The organism is Bacillus sp. es.036 (assembly GCF_002563635.1).
Taxonomy (GTDB): domain Bacteria; phylum Bacillota; class Bacilli; order Bacillales; family Guptibacillaceae; genus Guptibacillus.
Genome location: NZ_PDIZ01000001.1, coordinates 624,955 through 648,657 on the forward strand (window position 1 = coordinate 624,955; position 23,703 = coordinate 648,657).

General features: G+C 40.9%; 21 protein-coding genes. 19 read left to right on the plus strand and 2 right to left on the minus strand.

Features of this window, described 5'->3' with window-relative positions:
* The first annotated feature begins 90 nt into the window (after positions 1-90).
* The 5 genes from treC to ATG70_RS03375 all read left to right on the plus strand — a co-directional run bounded on the left by treC (position 91) and on the right by ATG70_RS03375 (position 5,496).
* On the plus strand, positions 91-1,779 hold the full coding sequence (gene treC / locus ATG70_RS03355; protein ID WP_098442958.1) for an alpha,alpha-phosphotrehalase: 1,689 nt from the start codon (positions 91-93) through the stop codon (positions 1,777-1,779).
* 4 nt (positions 1,780-1,783) lie between these two features.
* A complete protein-coding gene (gene treR, locus ATG70_RS03360; protein ID WP_098442959.1) occupies positions 1,784-2,503 on the plus strand; it encodes a trehalose operon repressor in 720 nt (239 codons plus the stop codon).
* A gap of 118 nt (positions 2,504-2,621) precedes the next feature.
* Positions 2,622-3,143, plus strand: coding sequence for a GNAT family N-acetyltransferase (locus tag ATG70_RS03365; RefSeq protein WP_098442960.1), 522 nt, complete (start codon positions 2,622-2,624; stop codon positions 3,141-3,143).
* Positions 3,144-3,183: 40 nt separating this feature from the next.
* Positions 3,184-4,431: an NAD(P)H-dependent flavin oxidoreductase gene (locus tag ATG70_RS03370; RefSeq protein ID WP_098442961.1), complete on the plus strand. Its 1,248-nt coding sequence runs from the start codon at positions 3,184-3,186 to the stop codon at positions 4,429-4,431.
* Between the two features lie 63 nt (positions 4,432-4,494).
* Positions 4,495-5,496, plus strand: a complete 1,002-nt coding sequence (locus ATG70_RS03375) for a zinc-dependent alcohol dehydrogenase family protein (protein ID WP_098442962.1) — start codon at positions 4,495-4,497, stop codon at positions 5,494-5,496.
* A 92-nt stretch (positions 5,497-5,588) separates the two neighbouring features.
* Here the strand turns inward: ATG70_RS03375 and ATG70_RS03380 are convergent, their stop codons facing one another.
* Positions 5,589-6,443: a glycine betaine ABC transporter substrate-binding protein gene (locus ATG70_RS03380; protein WP_098442963.1), complete on the minus strand. Its 855-nt coding sequence runs from the start codon at positions 6,441-6,443 to the stop codon at positions 5,589-5,591.
* A 136-nt stretch (positions 6,444-6,579) separates the two neighbouring features.
* On the opposite strand from ATG70_RS03380, the gene ATG70_RS03385 reads away from it, so the two are divergent.
* The gene (locus ATG70_RS03385; RefSeq protein ID WP_098442964.1) at positions 6,580-6,774 is read left to right on the plus strand and encodes a hypothetical protein; all 195 of its coding nucleotides are present in this window, start codon (positions 6,580-6,582) and stop codon (positions 6,772-6,774) included.
* Positions 6,775-6,818: 44 nt separating this feature from the next.
* On the opposite strand, the gene ATG70_RS03390 is transcribed toward ATG70_RS03385, so the two are convergent.
* Entirely contained in the window at positions 6,819-7,457 is a 639-nt protein-coding gene (locus ATG70_RS03390) for a LysE family translocator (protein WP_098442965.1), read from the minus strand.
* A 232-nt stretch (positions 7,458-7,689) separates the two neighbouring features.
* Here ATG70_RS03390 and ATG70_RS03395 point away from each other — a divergent pair, with 232 nt between their 5' ends.
* From ATG70_RS03395 to ATG70_RS03460, 13 genes are all read left to right on the plus strand, one after another.
* The gene (locus ATG70_RS03395; protein ID WP_257147603.1) at positions 7,690-10,932 is read left to right on the plus strand and encodes a DEAD/DEAH box helicase; all 3,243 of its coding nucleotides are present in this window, start codon (positions 7,690-7,692) and stop codon (positions 10,930-10,932) included.
* 64 nt (positions 10,933-10,996) lie between these two features.
* On the plus strand, positions 10,997-11,290 hold the full coding sequence (locus tag ATG70_RS03400; protein WP_373560753.1) for an HNH endonuclease: 294 nt from the start codon (positions 10,997-10,999) through the stop codon (positions 11,288-11,290).
* Positions 11,291-11,481: 191 nt separating this feature from the next.
* Entirely contained in the window at positions 11,482-13,053 is a 1,572-nt protein-coding gene (locus ATG70_RS03405; RefSeq protein WP_098442968.1) for a glycine betaine uptake BCCT transporter, read from the plus strand.
* A 123-nt stretch (positions 13,054-13,176) separates the two neighbouring features.
* The gene (locus ATG70_RS03410; RefSeq protein WP_098442969.1) at positions 13,177-14,001 is read left to right on the plus strand and encodes an STAS domain-containing protein; all 825 of its coding nucleotides are present in this window, start codon (positions 13,177-13,179) and stop codon (positions 13,999-14,001) included.
* A gap of 145 nt (positions 14,002-14,146) precedes the next feature.
* Positions 14,147-14,875, plus strand: a complete 729-nt coding sequence (locus tag ATG70_RS03415; RefSeq protein WP_098445701.1) for an NAD-dependent deacylase — start codon at positions 14,147-14,149, stop codon at positions 14,873-14,875.
* Positions 14,876-14,974: 99 nt separating this feature from the next.
* On the plus strand, positions 14,975-15,445 hold the full coding sequence (locus ATG70_RS03420) for a GNAT family N-acetyltransferase (RefSeq protein WP_098442970.1): 471 nt from the start codon (positions 14,975-14,977) through the stop codon (positions 15,443-15,445).
* Between the two features lie 31 nt (positions 15,446-15,476).
* Positions 15,477-16,073 carry a TIGR00730 family Rossman fold protein gene (locus ATG70_RS03425; protein ID WP_257147604.1) on the plus strand — a complete coding sequence of 199 codons (597 nt, stop codon included), beginning with the start codon at positions 15,477-15,479 and terminating at the stop codon, positions 16,071-16,073.
* A gap of 166 nt (positions 16,074-16,239) precedes the next feature.
* On the plus strand, positions 16,240-17,793 hold the full coding sequence (locus ATG70_RS03430; RefSeq protein ID WP_098442971.1) for a fatty acid--CoA ligase: 1,554 nt from the start codon (positions 16,240-16,242) through the stop codon (positions 17,791-17,793).
* 175 nt (positions 17,794-17,968) lie between these two features.
* A complete protein-coding gene (locus ATG70_RS03435) occupies positions 17,969-19,213 on the plus strand; it encodes a DHH family phosphoesterase (RefSeq protein WP_098442972.1) in 1,245 nt (414 codons plus the stop codon).
* A 779-nt stretch (positions 19,214-19,992) separates the two neighbouring features.
* On the plus strand, positions 19,993-20,673 hold the full coding sequence (locus ATG70_RS03445) for a Yip1 family protein (protein ID WP_098442974.1): 681 nt from the start codon (positions 19,993-19,995) through the stop codon (positions 20,671-20,673).
* 3 nt (positions 20,674-20,676) lie between these two features.
* The gene (locus tag ATG70_RS03450; RefSeq protein WP_098442975.1) at positions 20,677-21,795 is read left to right on the plus strand and encodes an efflux RND transporter periplasmic adaptor subunit; all 1,119 of its coding nucleotides are present in this window, start codon (positions 20,677-20,679) and stop codon (positions 21,793-21,795) included.
* Positions 21,792-22,502: an ABC transporter ATP-binding protein gene (locus ATG70_RS03455; RefSeq protein ID WP_098442976.1), complete on the plus strand. Its 711-nt coding sequence runs from the start codon at positions 21,792-21,794 to the stop codon at positions 22,500-22,502. The genes ATG70_RS03450 and ATG70_RS03455 overlap by 4 nt, the downstream gene beginning before the upstream one ends.
* Positions 22,480-23,667, plus strand: a complete 1,188-nt coding sequence (locus ATG70_RS03460; protein WP_098442977.1) for an ABC transporter permease — start codon at positions 22,480-22,482, stop codon at positions 23,665-23,667. The genes ATG70_RS03455 and ATG70_RS03460 overlap by 23 nt, the downstream gene beginning before the upstream one ends.
* Positions 23,668-23,703: the final 36 nt, after the last annotated feature.

Below are 23,703 nucleotides of genomic sequence, written 5' to 3' on the forward strand. Positions count from 1 at the left end.
GAAAAGGAGCGATATCATTAGGTGCGTAAGAGCTCCAATGGTATCGCCTTTGTTTTTAACTGTTTAATCTAACATTAGGAGTGGAATTAAATGCAACCATGGTGGAAGAAATCCGTTGTTTATCAAATTTATCCAAAAAGCTTTAATGATACGACAGGTAGTGGAACGGGAGACATTCAGGGGATTATTGAAAAGCTTGATTATTTAAAAGAGCTAGGGGTAGACGTTGTTTGGTTAACACCGATCTATGATTCTCCTCAAAATGATAATGGTTACGACATTCGTGATTATTTTAGTATTTATGAAGAGTATGGCACGATGGAAGACTTTGATCGTCTTTTAAAAGAAGCTCATGCAAGAGATATAAAGATTATTATGGACATTGTCGTGAACCACACATCAACAGAGCATCAGTGGTTCGTAGAATCTCGTAAATCAAAGGATAATCCTTATCGTGATTATTACATTTGGAAAGACGGCGTTGATGGAGCGGAACCGACAAACTGGCAATCAAAGTTTGGCGGCAATGCATGGCAGTTCGATAAGGAAACGGGTCAATATTATTTACATCTTTTTGATGTCACTCAGGCTGATCTAAATTGGGAAAATGAGAAAGTGCGTGATGAAGTGTATGATATGATGACATTCTGGTTTGAAAAGGGAGTAGATGGCTTCAGACTTGATGTCATTAACCTGATCTCGAAAAATCAAAACTTCCCGAATGATGATGGGTCTGTCGCACCTGGTGACGGACGCAAATTCTATACAGATGGTCCTCGCGCTCATGAATTCATGAACGAAATGAATCGGAACGTCTTTATGAAGTATAACAGCATGACAGTAGGCGAGATGTCGTCTACTACAATTGAAGACTGCATTCAATATTCGAACCCTGAGCGAAATGAATTAAGTATGACGTTCAATTTCCACCATCTAAAAGTCGACTACCCTAACGGAGAGAAATGGTCTGTAGCAGCCTTTGATTTCTTAAAGCTTAAAGAGATTCTTTCCACATGGCAAACAGAAATGATCAAAGGTGGCGGATGGAATGCGCTCTTCTGGTGCAATCATGACCAGCCTCGCATCGTATCGCGCTATGGAAATGACGGAGAGTACAGACGAGAATCAGCTAAAATGCTCGCTACCACGATGCACCTGATGCAGGGTACTCCTTATATTTACCAGGGAGAAGAAATTGGGATGACAAACCCTAAGTTTGACGCAATCTCTTCTTATCGTGATGTAGAGTCATTGAATATTTTCTCGATTTTAAAAGAGGAAAAAGGATATAGTGAGGAAGAAGTTCTTGAGATTTTGCGCCATAAATCAAGAGACAACTCCAGAACGCCTGTGCAATGGACGCCTGAACCTCATGCTGGATTTACGACAGGGGAACCGTGGATTCCGGTCGCGAAAAACTATGAAGACATTAATGTAGAAGATACCTTGAAAGAAAGAAATTCCGTATTTGATCACTACCAAAAGCTGATTTCATTAAGAAAAAGTGTCGATCTCATCACATATGGTAATTATGAACTCCTTTTAGATGAAGATCCTCAACTATTCGCTTATATCCGTAATGGAGAGAATGAAAAGTTACTTGTCATTAATAATTTCTATGAAACAGAAGCAACCTTTGAACTGCCGTCCCATGTTGAAGTAGATGGGTATCATGCAGAGGTATTGATTTCAAACTACGAAGATTCTCCATCAACCTTTAAGAAAGTGACGTTACGACCATATGAGTCGATTGCATATCATCTAACTGAGACAAGGTGAGTCTATGAAGCAAACGAAGTATCAGCAAATTTACAATGATCTCTCTGAGAATATTCGAAACGGAACCTATAAGCCGAATAGTAAACTGCCATCTGAGCATGAGCTTGCAGAAACCTATGGCACATCAAGAGAAACCATCCGCAAAGCGTTAAATTTACTATCCCAGAACGGGATGATTCAAAAAATTAAAGCAAGAGGATCGGTCGTTCTTGACTTAAGTCGCTATGAATTTCCTGTTTCGGGACTTGTGAGCTTCAAAGAAATTTCAGAAAAGATGAACCGATCTTCAAGAACAATCGTTCATCATCTTGAAAAAAAGCTACCTGAGGAATGGATTCGCGAACAACTTGAGCTTGAATCCGGGGCAGAAGTTTGGCACGTCCTTCGTGCGCGTGAGATTGAAGGCGAAAAAATCATCTTAGATCGCGACTTTTTTTCCGCTAAGTGGGTACCTGAACTGACACGAACGATTTGTGAGAATTCAATCTATGATTATTTGGAAAATGATCTTGGTCTTTCCGTTAGCTATGCAAAAAAGGAAATTGTCGTAGAAGAGGCTGACGAAGAGGATCGACGTTATCTAGATTTGCATGATTACAAACATGTTGTGGTCGTTCGAAATTACGTTTATTTAAATGATACAACATTAATTGAATATACCGAATCACGACACCGTCTTGATAAATTCCGATTTGTCGATTTTGCAAGACGTGAAAAACAGTAAAGAGGGCGCTCCAATAAAATGGAGCGCTTTTTAATGTTCTTTTTACTTTGAGGGAAGGAAACGCTACTCTATTCTCGAATGGAGAATGGTGTCGGAAAACATGAGAGGAGCGATCACATTGAACGTAACCGAAAAAAAGATCACACTCACGAAAGTAGCATCTCACCACCTTACATCGTTAAAGCAATTTACCTTACATGAACATCAGCTCGCTTTCACTTCAATGCCGATGCCGGCCTACGAAAAATGTATGCGCGATCCTAATCGTTTACCTGTAGCGATTATTGAAGGCGTTCGAACGGTTGGTTTTTTTGTTCTCGATCAAGGGGACGATGTTTTCTCGTATACAACTCGTCCACATGCGATTTTATTAAGAGCGTACTCCATCAACTTACCAGATCAAGGCCGTGGTATTGCGAAAGCATCTCTTCGACAATTAAAACCATTTGTAGAGAAACATTTGCCTGACTGTAGAGAAGTCGTGTTCGGTGTAAATGAAGATAATCCTTCAGCCAAAAAAGTCTACCTTGAGGCTGGATTTATTAACACAGGTGAGCAGAAAATGGGGCGCTCAGGTCCTCAGGCGATTCTAACATTTTTTATGACGTGTTCTTTCACTTCGGAACCTCTTAAAAGCTAGTCACATGCCAAAAAAAGTGTATGGAAAGGAGAGGATCAGCATGTGGTATGAGACGCCAGTGACGTCTATGTTAAACATAACCTTTCCGATTGTTCAGGCAGGAATGGCGGGCGGTGTGACGACCCCTCAGTTAGTTGCTTCCGTCTCAAACGCCGGAGGACTCGGAAGCTTAGGGGCGGGCTATATGACACCTGAACAGATGAAGAAGGCAATAAGTGATATTAAACGGCTCACTCCGAAACCTTTTGAGGTTAATTTATTTATTCCAGAGGACGATCCGTCTTCCGAAGAGAGTATTGCAAACGTGCAAGTAAAGCTTCAACACTATGAGGACCAACTCGGTATTTCTGATCAAGAACGTAAGAGGAAGTCGTTTGTAGAAACTCAAAAAGAACATCAAGATAAGCTTCAGATTATCATTGATGAAGCCATTCCAGTATGCAGTTTTACCTTCGGGGTTCCTTCTATAGAAGATGTTCAGCGTTTAAAAAAAGAGAAAGTGATTTTAGTGGGAACAGCTACGACTGTAAAAGAAGCGATTATCAATGAGAAAAATGGAATGGATCTTGTTGTTATGCAAGGAATGGAAGCAGGCGGTCACCGCGGAACGTTTACAGGTGATTTTCAAGCTTCACTGATTGGCAGTGCTTCACTTATTCCTCAAACGGTCGATGCCATTCAAATTCCTGTTATTGCAGCAGGGGGAATTATGGACGGAAGAGGGATTCTTAGTATGCTCGCTCTTGGGGCAGATGCTGTTCAAATGGGCACAGCGTTTGTAACATGTCAGGAAAGTGGTGCAAATCCACTTCATCAACATGCCATCTTAACTAGTACAGAAGATCAGACAGTTGTAACTCCAGTGTTTAGTGGGAAGCCTGCACGTGGCATAAATAATGACTTCGTTGCTGAGATGGCGGGTCAAAACGATTTACCGGGATACCCGACGTTAAATACGTTAACGAAAGAAGTAAGAAAACAAGCAGCGATTCAGAACCGTCCAGAGTGGATGTCGCTATGGTCAGGGCAAAGCCCGCGTCTCAGCACATCGAAATCTGTGGAGCAAATCATCGATTGTAGCGTGAAACAAGTGACGGACATTTTGGAGGTTAACGACATAAATGCGATAAAACGGATCAGGCCCCTCTCACAATGTGAGAAGGGCCTTTTCAATGACTTGCATTGGTACGGCCGGTCATCTGACAGCATCTTTTATTATGAAAAGATAATGACCGGCTGTATCATGAAGTTTAGTCATAAATCAGTCAGACAATACCTGTTTGTTTAGAAAGTTATCAGGGAAATGTAAAATGAATAGAAAGTATGTAGCATTTAAGGAGGACGTTTAACGATGAAAGCAGTAGTTATTAATGATTTTGGAAAACCTTCTACGTTTAGCATAACGAATCTCTCTACAAGAGAGTTGAAGCCAGGCGAATTAAAGATTAATGTAAAAGCAACAAGTGTTAATCCTGTTGATACAAAGGTTCGTTCTGGTCAAGCTGAAGCATTTGCACCAGCATTTCCAGCGGTTCTCCATGGTGATGTCGCCGGTATTGTAGAGGAAGCCTACGAAGGAAGCCCTTTTCAAAAGGGTGAGGAAGTGTATGCCTGTGCAGGTGGTGTAAAAGGTCTTGACGGAGCACTTCGAGAACAAATGATTGTCGACCAAAAGCTCGTTGCGAGGAAGCCTAAACGATTATCGATGAAAGAAGCTGCAGCACTACCGTTAGTCTCCATTACGGCATGGGAAGCCCTTGTGGACCGCATGAACGTGCAGCCAGGTCAAAGCGTTCTTATCCATGGTGCAACGGGTGGCGTCGGGCACATCGCCATTCAGCTTGCGAAATCATTAGGAGCGATTGTGTACACGACGGCGTCTACTTCAGAGAAAATGAAAATCGGTCAAGATCTTGGAGCAGATTATGCGATCAACTATAAAGAAACAACTGTAGAAGAATATGTAAAGCAGTATACAGATGGCAAAGGATTTGATGCAGTTTTTGATACTGTAGGCGGTGAAAATATGGAAAAGGCGTTCCAGGCAGTGAGGAACGGTGGACAAGTTGCCTGTATCGTTGGTAGCGGTGAGCATGATATGACACCACTGTATGTGAAAAGCGCTACCTATCATGGCGTATTAATGCTCATTCCGATGCTAACAAATGAAGGAAGAGAGCACCATGGTGAAATCTTAACGAGCGTAGCGCGAATGGTAGACCATGGCGTACTTAAACCGGTGTTGGATGAAGAAAGCTTTACGTTCTCTACTATTGCTGAAGCACACAATCGACTTGAATCAGGAAAGACGATCGGGAAAGTTGTAGCAGAGAATGATCTTTCACAATTTTAAGAACTGAATAAAGCTATGACAAAAGGAACCTTTCTACATGTGGAAAGGTTCCTTTTCTTTTAGATAAAGAATTCGAAGATGAAATGAGTGCGTTAGTTCGTCCACTCGGAGACAAGTTCTTCGTTCTCTTCAATCCACTGCTGTGCACCTGTTTCGGCATCATCAGCGTCTTTGATCGTAGCCATCAGACTACCAAGAGAATCATCGTCCATCTGCCAATTGTTCATCCACTCAACAATCTCAGGGTGATCGTCACTGAAATTTGTTCTTGTCATAAAAAAGATATCATCTGCTTCACCGTAGACGTTCTTTGGATCTTCGAGATATTTCAAATCATATTCTGCAAAAGCCCAATGAGGGTTCCACAGTGTAACGACAATGGGTTCCTCGTCTTCATACGCTTTTTTTAATTCACTCATCATCGCAGGCCCTGAACTATCAACTAGGTCATAGTTTAAGTTATATTCTTCAAGCGCGGTACGACTCATTTCCATCAAGCTTGCACCAGGATCGATCCCGACAATTTCTTCTATGCCCAGCTCGTCTTTTTTGTCATTTAGCTCATCCATGCTTGTGATGTCCATATAAGAAGGAACGACAAGTCCAAGTCCTGTACCTTCATACCATGCTTCGTGTAAGACAATATCTTCTTTGTATTCCTCGTACAATGGTTTATCTGTTGTGGGGAGCCATACTTCTGCAGCTATATCAAGATCGCCTTGTGAAAGCCCGGCCCATACAGGGGATTTCTCCATTGATTTAAGTTCAATGTCATATCCTTTTTCTTCTAAAATAACTTTCCACATGTTTGAAACCGCAATGTTTTCAGCCCAGTTGTTTAAGCCCAACGTTACGGAACCTTTCGATTTCTCTGCACCCTCTTCTGAACCGCTACATGCAGCCAGCGACAGTGCTACAATGACCATGATTAATATTCCTCTCCTCATAGATACTCTCCTTTTTTCTCTTCTATTTTTATGTGCGAAAACGCACATGTTTCTTATCATAACAAATATGTCACACTTTTGCAGGTTTATTACAAAATCAGGACAGTGTATGATGAGAGGTGAGGAGGGATGGCGAATGATCACGATCGCTACAACGCTTATTATCATTTTTCTTGTCATTATTTTAATTGGTACATTGATGGTTGCTGGAAAGAGTGATCCGGGGTATGGGAAGAAGGCGAAAAATACGACCGTCACCATTTCAGCCATTTATCTTTTTGTAACCGTTTTAGCGGTAGCTGGAATTGCCGTTTACGTTTATTTTATTTAAATGGTCATCCACAAAATAGGACTGAACCGGTTTTAGGTTCAGTCCTATTTTGAAGCTACAAAGATCATCTCAGCTGCAAGATAGCCAAAGCGTAACCCGAAGAATAATAATACAACACTAGCGGTTACACTAATGGCACGTAGTGTACGAGGTTTTAATAACGATTTTCCGAAATGCACGGTCATACAAAGGTTAATATTCCAGAGTCCAATTCCAATAAACACGAGAGCAGATAGAAAGAAAGCTTGCCATTTATCAGGTTGCTGAAGAGAAACACTAAGAACAGAGCCATAAATGCCTAGCCAGAATAAAAGATTCATTGGATTAAAGGCAGCAATCATAAAACCAGTAGCATAAGCTTGTATGAGTCCAGAACCCTCTTTGTCCTGTTCTTCATCAAGACTTATTCGTGATAAGAACCCTTGTATCCCAGAAACCGTTAAAATAATCGCACCAAGAAGCATAAGTGAGATTTGGACAGCAGTTAACTTAACAAATGTCGCGATACCGAAATACATTAAGTACATAAGAATTAGATCAGCACTCATCCCACCTGCTCCAACAAGAAGTGACGACCAAAATCCTTTGTGAATCCCTCTTTTCATGATTTCAATATTGATCGGTCCAAGTGGCGCAGCAATGGATAAGCCTAGGACGATATGAGTTAGTGCAATCTCTAGCATGGCGGGCATTCTCCTTTATTTATAGCTGGGGAATATGTTACATAACGTGATTTTTAATACTCATTCTTACTTACCTTAATACATGTCCTAATGGTGTATTTTAGAAGTACAATTTTGAATTTGTTCGAAAATATGCTATTATGCTTTTTTGGGTCGTTCAATATTTTGAAGAAGATGTGGAAAATTGTATAATGAAGGTTACTACTACCATTGGAATTGATGTGATGTGGATATGAAGCATTTTTCTATGTTTACAAAAAGTGAAATAAAAGAACGTTTTCCAGTCAGCTTCTATCAAAGGGGGCTAACGTATTTTCAGAATGGGCGCGTTTCTGAGCTTACATATGATCAAGAAGATCAATCCTACCGAGCTTATGTAAACGGCAGTTCAGAATATGGCGTGTTAATTGAGCTACTTGGTGATAATTGGTTTGGATCTTGTGAATGTCAGGCATTTCAAACCTATGGAACATGCAAGCACCTTGCTGCTGTTCTTATCGCTATTAGTGAAGAAGGTCCGCCAGAGAAAGAAAGCGAGAAACCATCGCAGGTAACTCAATCACCACGAAGTTATAACGAAACGAATCAGCTTATCCAAGTGCTAAGTGATTATCAACCGGAACCAGGTCGCTCAAACACGAGAGCAGATGAGCTTAAGGTTGAATTCACCTTGAAAGCAAGCTCATACCCAACTTTACGTAAATCTCAAGGTGATTCCCCCTGGACGTTAGAGCTTAAAGTAGGGGTAAATCGGTTATATGTTGTCAAAGATATTCGCTCATTTCTTGATGCAGTCCTTGAAGATCAGTCCTACTGGTTTACGAAAAAGTTCAGCTATGAACCTGATGAACACACGTTTCATGAATCAGATGAGCCGCTTATGCAAATTCTGCTTTCAATTAGACGGAATGAAAAGGTTTATTTGGATTTGCCTGATAATTGGGGACGTTTCACTGAAAACCGAGAATTAATCCTACCTCCAATAACAGCAAATGAATTTCTTGCAGAATATTTAAAACAAGGTCGTTTCTTACGTTTTGAGTATAATCGTACTCTTATCGAAGAAACTGCGCTTGTGGATCGTAGTCTTCCATTTTCGTTTGAAATTGAGGAGAAGGATAATGATTATGTGATTCAGTTAAATGGTTTTCAAAGCGCAGCATACTTCCCAACTTATGGCTGGCTATTTCATGATGAAAAGCTTTTCAAGCTAACTAAAAAGCAGCAGTCTTTATTACGGGACCTCTCAGCTTTTCGAAACGCCGCTAAAAAAAGTGAACTTTCTATTTCACCCGCACAAATTGAGCCATTTCTATCTCAAGTCGTTCCTGGATTAAGAAAACTTGGTGACGTGATCATTTCTGAGCAAATCAACGATAAAATCATTAATCCGGATTTACAAGCCCGAGTGTACGTGAATGCAGAAGGTGAGCGTTTGCTCGTTACGGTAGAATACGAATACGGTGATGACGTGATCAATCCATTTAAGGATAATTCTCGGATTGTCAATGATCAGGGAGGCATTGTTCTTAGAGATAGTGAGAAAGAACAAACGATTATGTCGTTGATTGAACAAGCTTCATTGAAATTTAACGGAAAAGAACTTTATGTTGAAGATGAAGCGTTAATTTTTGATTTTCTTTATTGGACAATCCCTGAACTAAATGACCTTGCGGATGTTTTTCTGACAGAATCTGCACGAGCCTGGTTATTAGATGAATCATCAGCTCCTGTGACTTCTGTTGACATGGACAACAGTGGCAATTGGCTCGACGTTAGTTTTGACATGAAAGGGCTCGACGACGAAGAAATTTCGAATATCCTAAAAGCGGTCATTGAAAAAGACCGTTATTATCGCCTTTCGAATGGTACCTTTGTTTCAATGGAAAATGAAGATTTTCAACATGTTAGTCAATTATTCGACGACCTAAATATTAAACAAAATGATATTGAGCGAGGAGAGCTTCACCTTCCGCTTTATCGTGGCCTGCAGCTTGATGAAAGAATGAGTGGAGGGAAACACGCCTCTCGTTATAGCAAAGCTTTTCGTGACCTGATCTCGCGACTCAAACATCCTGAAGATCTCCAATTTCATCTACCATCTGGCCTAGAAGCCGATCTCCGTTCTTACCAGATGACGGGTTTTCAATGGTTGAAGGCGCTGGCGCATTATCATCTTGGAGGCATTCTTGCAGATGACATGGGGCTCGGAAAGACGTTGCAGAGCATTGCCTATTTGCTTTCTGAGAAAGAAGATAATCCTGACGCAACTGCTCTTGTTGTTGCGCCTGCTTCACTCATTTATAACTGGAAAAAAGAATTTGAGAAGTTTGCGCCAGAACTTATGATTGAAGTCAACACGGGTACTCCCGCAGAGCGGAAGGAGCTTCTTAGCAAGGGCCTTCAACCAGACGTATGGATTACTTCTTATCCGACGCTCAGACAGGACATTGATCATTATGAAACGATTCAATTTGATTCCGTCATTCTTGATGAAGCGCAGGCGATTAAAAACCCGGCGACCAAAACGTCGCAGGCTGTAAGGATGCTTCAGGCAAAGAAGCGTTTTGCACTAAGCGGTACACCAATTGAAAATTCACTCGATGAACTGTGGGCATTATTCCACTCGATTATGCCAGGCTTCTTTCCTGACCAAGCGACGTTTCGAAATTTGCCTCATGAGCGGATTTCCACAATGGTCAAGCCGTTTATTCTAAGAAGAGTGAAGAAAGATGTTCTTAAAGAGCTTCCTGACAAAATTGAAACCGTTCAAGTATCGGAGTTAACAAAACAGCAGAAAGAGCTGTATATCGGGTACTTGCACCGCATTCAACAGGAAACGAAAGAAAGTCTCGCAGGCGATGGTTTTCAAAAGAATCGCATGAAAATTCTTGCTGGACTTACGCGTCTGCGTCAACTGTGCTGTCATCCGTCTCTTTTTGTAGAAAACTATGAAGGGCAATCAGGAAAACTTGAGCAGCTTTTAGAGATCGTCACAACATCTATTGAGAATCAAAAGCGACTTCTTATTTTTTCCCAGTTTTCTAGTATGTTGAAAATCATTCATCAAAAGCTAGCCGATCTTGGTTATTCGGTTTTCTATTTAGATGGACAAACGCCTTCGAAAGATCGTGTTGAAATGACGGAACGGTTCAATGGGGGAGAAAATCAAATCTTTTTAATCTCATTGAAAGCTGGCGGCACTGGTTTGAACTTAACAGGCGCAGATACAGTTATCTTATATGATCTCTGGTGGAATCCTGCGGTTGAAGAGCAGGCAGCAGGTCGAGCTCACCGAATTGGCCAGAAAAAAGTGGTGCAAGTGATGAGGTTAATTACACAAGGCACCATAGAAGAAAAAATTTATGAGCTTCAACAGAAGAAAAAAGAGCTCATTGAAAAGGTTATTCAACCTGGCGAAACGATGATTTCCAGTTTATCTGAAGATGAAATTAAAGATATTTTAAGTATCTAATCGATCGGCATTCGACATGCCGTATAGTGTACAAGAAACTAACAAACACTAGCTAATGGAGGATATGAGAATGGATGTATGTGAACTATGTGGAAGAAGTGGCGTGACGTGTACAATCCATCACTTGACCCCTAAGGAAGAGGGGGGAGCACATAAACCGACCGCATCTCTTTGTGTCCCATGTCACAAGCAAATCCATGCTTTATATACAAACCAGGAATTAGCGATTAGACTCGATTCGATTGTAAAGCTGAAGCAAGACGAACAAATTCGTCGTTATTTGAAGTGGATCCGAAAACAACCTGCATCAAAGAGTGTGAAAATGAAAAAGTCAAATCATCGAAAGCAAAAAAAATAAATTTTCGGATTTTATTTTTTCAAAAACCCTTATGATATGCAGGTTTTGCCACCTAAATGCAACGCGCGGTTCTTTAGTACTAGAAATTACGCGTTTCGACATTTTTTATAGTGGTATAAGTAGGTAGAGGTAAAATTGTACTAATTTATACGATGAGATTACAGAAATTATTCTAAGTTGAGGTGAAGTGTATGAGGGAAAAAGTATCCTCCGTGTTTTGGAGCACGCTGGTAATTAGTTTAATTATGGTAGCCTGGGGGGCAATTTCTCCAGATACGTTAGCATCCATGTCATCAAGTGCACAGTCCTTTATTTCAAACAAGTTAGGGTGGTACTACCTTATTCTTGTGACGCTGTTGGTGATTTTTTGTGTGTTTATTATTTTCACTCCGTATGGCAAAATTAAATTAGGAAAGCCTGATGAAAAACCAGAATTTACACGTTTAAGCTGGTTTGCCATGCTGTTTAGTGCAGGAATGGGTATTGGGCTTGTATTCTGGGGAACGGCAGAACCGATGTCCCACTATGCAGTCAATGCACCGACTGCAGAAACAGGAACACCCGCTGCAATTAAAGAAGCCCTACAATATTCTTACTTCCACTGGGGAGTTCATGCGTGGGCAATTTATGCAATCGTAGCCCTTGTTCTTGCTTACTTTAAATTTAGACATGACCGCCCTGGTTTGATTAGCGCAACGCTTTACCCTATTTTTGGTGAGCGTGTAAATGGATTGTTAGGTAAGGTGATCGATGTACTTGCCGTTTTTGCAACGATCGTAGGTGTTGCAACGACGCTAGGATTTGGAGCTGTTCAAATCAACGGAGGACTGTCTTACTTAACCGATATACCAAATAGCTTTAGTTCACAACTCATTATTATCGGTGTTGTTACCGTGCTGTTCATGATTTCAGCCTGGACAGGAATTGGGAAAGGGATTAAGTACTTAAGTAATGCAAACCTTGGACTTGCAGGCATCCTTTTCCTTGCTGTGTTTATCCTTGGTCCAACGATTTACATTCTAAATATGTTCACTGATACCATCGGTGCTTACATTACAAACTTTATGGCGATGAGTTTCCGCATCGCGCCATTGAATCCAGAAAATAGAGAGTGGATTAACAACTGGACCATTTTCTACTGGGCATGGTGGATTTCATGGTCACCATTCGTTGGTATTTTCATTGCCCGAGTTTCACGCGGAAGAACAATTCGAGAGTTTCTTGTAGGTGTTCTTCTTGTTCCTTCTATCGTTGGTTTCCTATGGTTCTCAACGTTTGGTATTTCAGGAATTAATATTCAGCAGCAAGGAATTGCTGATATTGCCTCACTTGCAACAGAAGAATCGCTGTTTGGAACTCTACAGAATTACCCACTAGGTACAGTGTTATCGATTGTAGCCATAACCTTAATTGGAACATTCTTTATTACATCTGCGGACTCTGCTACGTTCGTTCTTGGAATGCAAACAACATATGGTTCATTAAATCCAGGTTCACACGTTAAATTAACATGGGGAGTTATCCAATCTTCCATGGCAGCTGTTCTGCTTTACACAGGTGGACTACAAGCGTTACAGAATGTACTAATTCTCGCAGCATTACCGTTCTCGGTCATAATGATTCTTATGACGGTTTCATTCTACAAAGCGCTTAAGAAAGAGAAATACTTGGTCGCAAAAGATCCGAAACCGAAAAAAGAAAAGCGAAAAGAGAAAAAAGCAGGCACTGACAATGTAGACAATTCCGCACCTGCAACAAAATAGCTTCGAAAAGACGATGAGATAACCTCATCGTCTTTTTGTATGGATTCGTTAAATCTTTACAATTGTGTAAAGGCAGGATAAAATAATTGAGATTATTTAATATTGTTGAAGTGGGGATGAACAATGAAGGCTATTGTGAAAATGGCTAGTGAGCAAGTTTTGAATCGTAAAGAATACATTGCAACACAAATTACGAGTGAACAAAATAAAAACTATCCCACCGAGCTCAAAGATAAAACAGATGAGCTTTTTCCATTGCGCGTGGAATTGGTGACGATTTATGCAAGGTCACTCGCACTTCGAGAAGAGGAAGCAGAAAAACGTATTGAAGCGTGGGGTGTTGAAACAGGAAGAATGTGTGCACGCTTAGAAACCACTCTTGATTCGATGCTAGGCGAAGTACCACACTATCGAAAATACATAGGCGAGGTTTTAAAAGAAGTAGCCATTGAACAACAAATAGGAATTGAAGAATTGTATGAGCTCATTTCTAAGCTTGATCATGCTATGAATTTAGTCGTTTATTATTTTAGTGTTCCGTTTGTTGAATACCAGACAAATTTGCTTGAACAGTCAAGAAACGAAATTCTTGAGTTATCAGCACCAGTTGTTCCAATCATGCAAGGCGTAGCGGTATTGCCTTTGATTGGAACAATTGATACGTATAGAGCGAAATTGATTATGGAAGAATCACTTAATCAAAGCGTCCGTCTTCGTTTGAATTACTTTGTTTTAGATCTTTCAGGTGTTCCAATTGTTGATACATTTGTCATTCAGCAGCTTTTTCAAATTATTGAAGCGCTTCGACTCGTCGGAGTGGAAGCAAGAATTAGTGGCATAAAACCAGAAATTGCATTATCAGTCGTTAAACTAGATATTAGTTTCAAAATGGTGAACACCTATTCGACGCTAGAGCAAGCACTTGCCGATTTAGTTATCCAATGCTAATTTTGAAAAAACAATCAAACCTTTCAAAATTGTAAACAAATCAGTTTTCTGATTAACTTTAGGTAACAAATATCAGGACCTGGGGTTTAGAAATGCGCATATATGTGAATGGTTAACTATTGGATAAATGAAAGCTGGTGATTCTATGCTTACGGAATTATTTAATAAGTCCAGACATACTGTCGTTCTTACAGGTGCAGGAATGAGTACAGAAAGCGGTTTGCCTGACTTTCGATCTGCGCTTGATGGCATGTGGAACGAAGTAGATCCACTCCAGCTTGCAAGCAGAGACGCGATGCAATACGAACGGAATATGTTTGTTCGTTTTTATAAACAGCGCATAAAAAAGTTGAAGGAGGCATCTCCACATCCGGGATATTTTCATCTCGCTGAATGGGAGCGAAATGGTAAGGTCGCATCGATTCTTACCCAAAATGTTGATGGCTTCCATCAATTGGCGGGGAGCCAAAATGTTGCAGAAATGCATGGTTCGTTAAGAGAAATGTACTGTGATGATTGTGGAGAAAAATCTTCTAGTGATGGATATTTAGATGATGTTTTAGCATGCAAATGCGGTGGCTTTAATCGCCCTGGAGTTGTACTATTCGGTGAACCATTGCCGCTAAATGCCATCCACCAGGCAAAGGTGGAAGCAAAAAAAGCGGATTTATTCATTGTTCTTGGCTCTTCTCTTCAAGTAGCTCCAGCAAATGTTTTTCCTATGGAAGCGAAGCGAAACGGAGCGAAGCTTGTTATTGTGAATGAGGAAGAAACAGATTATGACAAAATAGCAGATCTCGTGATTCATGACAAAATAGGAAAAGTATTAGCGGACCTAGCTGAAGATAAAGCACGTTTGGATAAAAGAAAATAGAGTGAAAAATACCGACGTTTGTCGGTATTTTTTTGATCGTATTTCCTCTATTTATTAAACTTTAGAAATAGTAAGATAAGATGAGGAAGGAGTTGGGAAATGTTGATTAACCTACTACCAATGAGTGAACTTGATTTCAACCAATTTTTGGACACTTCAATTGATAACTATGCTAAAGAAAAAGCGGCTGCAGGTAACTGGAGAGCGGAGGAAGCCCTTGAGAAATCCAGGCAGGAATTTGATCGTTTACTACCTGAGGGCAGGAATACAGAGGGACATACTCTTTATACAATAGTGGTAGAGGGGAGTGAAGAGATGGTAGGCAGTCTATGGGTTAAAACGGACTGGAATGCAAAAGAAGCGTTCATATATGAATTTAATGTTCATGAAGAAAAACAAGGAAATGGTTTTGGCACGGAAGCGATAAACGTGCTTGAAAGGATTTTAATGGAACGTGGAATTACAGGATTGTCACTTCATGTTTTTGCTCATAATAAACAAGCGATTCGTTTATATGAACGTCTAGGGTTTGCAACAACAAATATTAATATGAAGAAAATATTGGACTGATGGTGTAAAAAGTAGAGAGGAGGATGAAAAAGTGAATGATTTGAAGAGAATAACGGTTTTTTGCGGATCCAGCAATAACGTTGATCAGAAATATTTCAAGGCAGTGGAAGAACTGGGAGCTGTTTTAGCGGAAAAGAATATTGAAGTGATCTACGGAGGCGGGAACGTTGGTCTAATGGGCGCGCTTGCCAGAACGGTGCTGAAACATGGGGGGCGAGTAACGGGGATTATCCCACGAAAAATCTATGATAACGTCAGTCATATCGAATTATCCGACCTTATCATTGTGGAAACAATGCACGAGCGGAAGGCAAAAATGTACGAGTCAGGAGATGCTTTTCTTGCTCTTCCAGGTGGGATCGGCACGCTCGAAGAATTAACAGAAATCTTCACGTGGTACCAGCTAGAGTATCATAATAAGCCAATTGGCCTTTTAAATACAAAAGGGTATTATGATCCTTTTTATCGCATGCTTGAACATATGGTGGAGGAAGGCTTTCTCCATAAACGCTATATGGAACCGTTGCTAACGGAGGAGAGTCCTAAATCGTTAGTTGAAAACATCCGTTCACACTCTGTCCCATTAATGAATAAGTGGAAGCAAGATGAAATCGGCGATCGAATTTAAATACCGGAGAATCCGGTATTTTTTTGTTGAATTCTATCATTAAGTTACACAATGTGCGCGATTAATAGATTAAATATTCAGATAAAAAGAAGGGTTTTTACCTGTGAGAATGGAACTATACATACGCTACTTAAACTCAAGTTAAAAAGAAAATGGAGGGTTTAACATGTATGGTACGATCGGTTCTTTATTTCTTCAAACGGTAAAAAAGTATGGCAAAGAAGAAGCGCTTGTGGATGTCGACCGGGAGATTAGATGGTCTTATGATGAATGGAACGTAGAAGTGAACCGGCTTTCAAACGCCCTAATCGATGCGGGAGTAAAAAAGGGCGATCGCGTATCTACTTTTTTATTTAATACGATAGAATTGGCAACCTTATTTTTCTCATGTGCAAAAATAGGGGCCGTATTAAATCCAATTAATTTTCGCTTGAAGTCAAATGAGATCGCTTACATTATTGAGGATGCCAAACCAAGTATTTTCGTATTTGAGCCTGCTCTTGCACCGGTCGTTGCAGAGGTTCAAGAACGATATCCCGATGTATCGTTCTGGTCAACAGAGGCGGCACCGGGCTTTGCTGATAGCTACAGTGAACACGTTCGTCTTTCACATAGTGGTGAACCTGCGATTGAAGTAGATGAAAATGATACGTATGCGATCATGTACACAAGTGGTACCACGGGGCGGCCAAAAGGAGTGATGCATCGTCATCGAAACATACTTGAACAGAGTATTCTTTGTGGCGCGTCTCTTAACTTGAAACAGGTGGATCGAGGACTTGTCGCTGCACCGATGTTTCATTGTGCAGAGCTTCATTGCAACTTTTTACCGAGGGTACATTTTGGAGCTACGAATGTTATTATTCATCATTTTGAACCAAAAAAAGTGCTTCAGGTTATTGAACGGGAAAAAATATCGGTGTTCTTTGCTGCACCTACAATGTGGAATATGATTTTACAAGAAGATTATGCAGCATTTGATCGAAGTAGCTTACGAGTAGGTCTCTATGGGGCTGCACCTATGGCTCCATCACTCGTTGTTGCAGTCAAAGAAAAGCTGGGTATTAATCTCATTCAGGCATATGGGATGACGGAAATGGGACCTGCAGTGACATTTCTTGATGAGCATGAGCAATTAACTAAAGTGGGATCTGCAGGAAGAGCGGCGCTGAACCATGAGGTCAGAATCGTTAGACCGAATGAAAATGGACCTTCTGAGCCTGATGATGAGCTACCAGCTGGCGAAGTTGGTGAGATTATTGTGAAAGGACCATGTATGATGATCGGCTATTTTAATCGCCCAGAAGCAACAAAGGACGCGATGTATAAAGGTTGGTACCATTCAGGTGATCTTGGTTATATGGATGAAGACCGCTATGTCTATGTTTCTGATCGTGTCGATGATATGATCATATCTGGTGGAGAAAACGTTTATCCAAGAGAAGTAGAAGATGTCCTACATGCACATGCAGGGGTGCTTGACGTCGCGGTACTTGGTGAACCTGATGAAAAGTGGGGAGAAATCGTTACAGCCATCATAGTGAAGAAACAAGATTCACTAACTGAAGCTGACTTAGATCGTTACTGCAAAGAGAGTCCAAACCTTGCTGCCTATAAACGACCGCGAAAGTATTTGTTTGTAGAAGAGCTACCTCGAAATGCCAGTGGTAAAATCCAAAAGTTTCGACTTCGTGAGCAATTTCAGGTTAAGTCAAACTAAAATTAAGTGAGATCTATGAATGAACGATTGGATTCAGTGGACATGAAACGGTTTTGGGCGGTATAATTGAAAATTGCAAGAAAAAAGCGGGCATATGCTCGCTTTTTTTCAGTAGTATGATTTTCATGAATTTTAAATTGACGTACATACTACTAGTGAAAAGGAGGAATGCCGAATGATTAAATTATTTACTGATAGCGATCTTGATGGAACGGCCTGCGCGATCATAGCAGAACTTGCTTTTGACAAAGAGGCGGACGTGACCCATTGTACATACCGAAATTTAGATGACCGCGTGGAAGGGTTTCTACAACAAAATAATGGAGATCCGATCTTCATTACTGATTTATCAGTGAACCAACACGTAGAAAAGCTTTTAGATGAACGCTTTCGTGAAGGGTCTCACGTTCAAATGATTGATCACCACGCAACAGCCATGCACTTTAATGAGTATAAATGGGGATTTGTGGATCCGGGGGAGAATCAAAAAACGTGTGCTGCGACCCTTTTTTATGATTTTCTATTAGAGAAAGAAAAAATTGAACGCTTAGAAAGTCTTGAGACGTTTCTTGAGCTTGTTCGAAAATATGATACGTGGGAATGGGAAGAAGAAAATGAAGTGGATGCGAAAAGATTAAATGATCTATTCTCAATAATGGGAAGAGAAACGTTCAAAGCTGAGATGATCAGGCGTTTAACGCGGGAATCTGATTCTTTTAAGTTTAATGATTCTGAGGAGATGATTCTTGATCTGGAAGAACGAAAGATTGAACGGTACATTCATCAGAAGAATCGTCAGCTTGTGCAAATGTTTGTCGATGAGTATTGTATCGGCCTTGTTCATGCAGAATCGTATCATTCCGAACTTGGAAACGAGTTGAATAAGCGAAATCCTCATCTAGATTTTATTACGATTATTAATGCGGGAAGCAAGCGCTTAGGTTTTCGTACGATTCATGACGAAGCGGATGTTTCAGAGTTTGCCTCCCGTTTTGGTGGGGGAGGGCATCCTAAAGCGGCAGGTTGTGAACTAAACGAAGATACGTTCCGAATTTTTGTGGAACCTTCTTTTGCGCTTAAACCAGTTCGAAAAGATCCGGAACGAAATAAGCTGAATGAGCGTAACAGTGAAAGCGGCTCTTTCTATGAAAATCATGATGAGAAGATCATTTATATTCGTCCTCGTCGAGAAGGTGAGTGGGAAGTGATGTGTCGTGGGAAAGTGGAGAGTAGTGTGTTTCACGAGTTTGAAGATGCGGAACGCCATGTGAAACGAACTTACCATGCGTGGCTTCGTTCGGATAAAGCGGTCGTGGAAGATTTTGTGAGAGTTCTTCCGTTAACAAAAGAGCAGATAATGGATCGGTACCATACGATGATTAAAGCGATGCTTTATCAAGAAGAAGACGTTCTTAGTTGAACGTCTTCTTTTCACATAGAATTCACATCGGTTTTACATTTCTTTGTTTTATTTGTTCGATATGCTTGAAGGGTGACCGTGATCGTGTGTCTAATGGTAAGGTGAATGAAGAAAATAAGAATGGTTTTAATCGTAGCTATATCGAGTTACCTATTTTCAAAAATACGTCTTTACGAACGTATTCTAAAAACAGAAAGTGAAGAAAAATAATGGTGGTTGTTTGCTAAACTGTTTCCTTTTTCAATTACATGGGTATAGTCTTATACATGCCCATGGCATTCAACCATAGCGTTGCGAGCATGCATTATGGGTGTGAAAGGAGAAAACAGTGAAGCGAATCATGTTTAACAACCGCTACTCGCAAGTCCTTTACCAGACACAGAAAGCCAGGGCACGATGCATAAAGTTAGAGAAGAGACCGTACATCAGGACGATCGCGACTGCAACTGGATTCTCGGAGGAAGAGATCTTAGAATCTCTCGAATTTGGTGATGTCGATTACATCATGAAGCTGCGTTTGCACTATAGCTAGACGCGACGTTATGCGTTGTAGCGCCATTAGGGCATGCCACCTCTTTGTTGAACCATGTTCAAAAAGAGAGCAGCTACTCATCTATAAAGTTGGAGGCTGATTATTTATATAATCGGCTTTTTTTGTTGGATTAAAAGTAAATTCTATCAAAATATCAAATAAATTAACTTTTTTTCAAAAACATGGAACCTTTTTTATGGGAGAGTCGTAGATAAAGGTGACATTATTTTGAAAGGTTGTGTACATAATGAATGAAGTGCATGAAGAAACAAGTAAGACAGAGAAGCCATCGTTAGTAGGGGTGATTTGGAGTCCTGGTGAACAGTTTGCCAACATTCGCTCGAACCCGAAAGTATGGTTGCCTCTGATCGTCGTAACTGTGCTTTCGTTAATTGGCGGCTGGTTAATGGTGATTGGACCTGGATTTGAAGAGCAGTTTGCGACAGCGGAGTTAGAAGGCGAAAACATTGACGGCATTATCTTATTCACTAAAATAACAACGGTTGTTTTTTCTGCCATTGGGCCGATTCTGGGTATTCTATTCTCAAGCTTTATTTTTTGGCTTATTAATAAGGCAACAAGTTCAGAAGCTACGTTTAAGCAATTTTTCTCTATGAATTCCTATATTGGGTTTATTAGTGCAATTGGTTTAGTTCTAAATGGCATTCTTCTAGCACTATTAGGCGGGTCACCAGGGAAACTTTATACGAGCCTGGGTGCATTAGTTAATTCAGAAGGCTCCGTTGGTGCTTTTCTAAATGGCATTGAAATATTTGGGGTGTGGACCATTATTTTAACAGCCATAGGACTTAGAGTGACTGCCAGGTGGCCAAAAGGACTTGCGTGGACAATTGCGATTATTTTCCTAGTCTTTACGATAGGGGCAGCAGCAGTTGGTAGTATGATGAATACGATGTCGGGAATGTAAGGCATGAAGAAAAAGATTTGGATTACCATTGCGGTTGTGATCATACTTACTCTCGTTGTAGGGGTAAATATTTACCGAACCTATGCCGATAGTACAGCTAATGTAAAAACGGAAACAGCTAAATTCGAAGAAATTAATTCCACTGTTATGACGCCTGGAACGTTGGCGATGGCTAATGAAAACGCACTTTATCAGGATTCTAGCAAAGGTGAGCTGAAAGAAATTCTTGTTAATGAAGGAGACTCTGTAAAAAAAGGAGATCCAGTTGTTCGCTATGAGAACAAGGATTTAGAAATGGAGAAGGAACAAAACGAGATCAACATTGAGTCGCTTTATCTTCGGATCAATTCACTGGATAAACAAGAGAAGCGTCTGAAAGAGAAGAAAAACGATTTAGCGGATGATGTTGGAGAAGAAGCAGAAGAAACGATGGAAGCTGAAATCGAACAGGTGAAAATGGACAAGCGAATGGCAAATCTTGATTTGCGTCAGGCATTATTACAGCGAGATCGATTAAAGCAGAAGATAAGTGACCTTGAAGAAAAAAGCGAAATTGGCGGTGTTGTATTAGAAGCAAATGATTCAAGTGCCCCACAGTCAACTCAGATGGAGAAACCGATCTTACGGATTGGAAGCATGGAAAATCTCATTATAGAAGGAACACTTTCTGAATACGACACGCTGAATATTGAAGCTGGTCAACAAGTAACGATTACAACAGACGTGCTGCCTGACGAAAAGTGGGAAGCAGAAGTAATGGAAGTAGGTTATTTACCACAAGCCTCTTCACCTGAGGCTAATACGTCGGCCGTGCAATATCCCGTTTCTGTTAAATTTAACAACTCAGAAGACGTTCCATTAAAACCTGGCTTTCAAATGATTATTGAGATTGAAACAGAGTCACATGAAGCTTTAACTGTACCTTTAGCAGCGGTGCAACAGGATGGGGATGAATCCTTTGTATTTGTTGTTGAGGATGGGAAGGCAGTTAAACGTCAAATTGAAACAGGTTCTTCCACTACAAAACGAATTGAAGTAACAAAAGGATTATCTGAGAAAGCTCAAGTTGTGGTGGAAGGTCCTGATCATCTCAAGGATAAAATGGAAGTGACCATGCAATGATCCAACTTGAGGAGATAACAAAAAGCTATACACTAGGCAAGGAAGCAGTGAACGTGCTGAGAGGAATAAGTCTTCAAATTAAAAGCGGCGAATTTGTCGCGATTATGGGTCCGTCAGGGTCGGGGAAATCAACTTTAATGAATATTATTGGTTGTCTTGATCGGCCGACTACAGGTTCTTACTTTTTAAATGAAGAAGATGTTTCTCAACATAAAGATCATGAATTAGCTAAAGTTCGAAATCAATCGATTGGATTTGTGTTTCAACAGTTTCAACTGTTACCAAGGTTAACTGCGCTTAAGAATGTGGAGCTTCCTATGGTTTATGCTGGTGCCTCTAAACAAGAGCGTGAAGAACGCGCGCGAGATGCTTTAGCAAAAGTTGGCTTACAGGATCGAGTGGGACACCTTCCAAATGAGCTTTCAGGTGGTCAAAAGCAACGAGTCGCGATTGCGAGGGCCCTTGTGAATGATCCATCGCTTATTCTTGCTGACGAGCCCACTGGTGCCCTTGATACGGCAACAAGCGTAGCGATTATGGATTTATTTGTTCAACTTAATCAGGAGGGGACTACAATCGTTGTGGTCACGCACGAGCCGGAAGTTGCGGAGTATGCGAGTCGGGTCATTTATGTGCGAGATGGATTATTAGGACAAAACCCTCTTGAGAAAGGGGGCAAACGCGGTGAGTCTTTGGGAAAATATTAAAATGGCTCTTAAGTCAGTGAAAGCCCACAAGATGCGGTCCATCCTAACGATGCTTGGGATTATCATTGGTGTCGCAGCTGTTATTGTCGTCGTGGCGATCGGGCAGGGTGGAGAAGCGATGCTTAAATCCCAAATTGCTGGAGATGGCAATACGATCGAAGTCTTTTACCAACCATCTGAAGAAGAAATGCAGCAAGGGAAATGGGAGGAGAATCCGTTCACCCAAGAAGACATTCGACAGTTAGAAGGAATCGAAAAGGTTTCAAATGTCGTTGCCTCTTCCTCGGAATTTTCAACAGCCAGACTCCGTGAAGAAGAAGCAGAAACGTCCATTACAGGGATTAATGAAGCGTATTTGGATGTGAATCAACTTAAAGTGGAGAAAGGCCGCTCCTTTACGAGCGCTGATTTTCTAGGCGGTCGAAGGGTAGCGGTCGTCAGTGCAGCGATGCAGGAAGAGTTATTTGAAGGGAAGTCACCGATTGGAGAAATTATCCGCATTGGTGTTCAGCCTGTGGAAGTGATCGGTGTTCTAGAGAAGCCAACAGGTCTCTTCGCATTTGGTTCCGTGGAAACATATATTCCGTGGACGGCAATGCGAAACATGCTTGGTACAAGTAACTACAGTCAGGTTACGCTCCAAGTGGAAGATGCAGATGACATTCAGCCAATAGGAGAGCGTGCAACGACTGTCTTAAATCAACTTCATGACACAGACGATTCTTATCAGGTCATTAATATGGAAGAAATCGCTCAAGGAATTGGACAGGTAACGACAATCATGACAACGATTATTGGCAGTATTGCTGGTATTTCACTTCTAGTGGGTGGGATCGGTGTGATGAATATTATGCTCGTCTCCGTTACAGAGCGAACGCGTGAAATTGGGATCCGAAAGTCATTAGGGGCGACGAGACAGCAAATACTTCTTCAGTTCCTCGTAGAAGCGATCATACTTACCTTAATTGGTGGGATCATCGGTATCATACTTGGAGCAGGGACGGCGTATCTTGTGTCGTTCTTTGCAGACTGGCCATCTTTGATTTCATGGCAGGTTGTTCTTGGAGCCGTTTTATTTTCAATGCTTATCGGGATTGCCTTTGGTCTCTTGCCTGCGAATAAAGCATCAAGACTCGATCCGATCGATTCTCTTCGTTATGAATAACAAAAGAAAGAGGATGAGCCCATCCTCTTTCTTTGC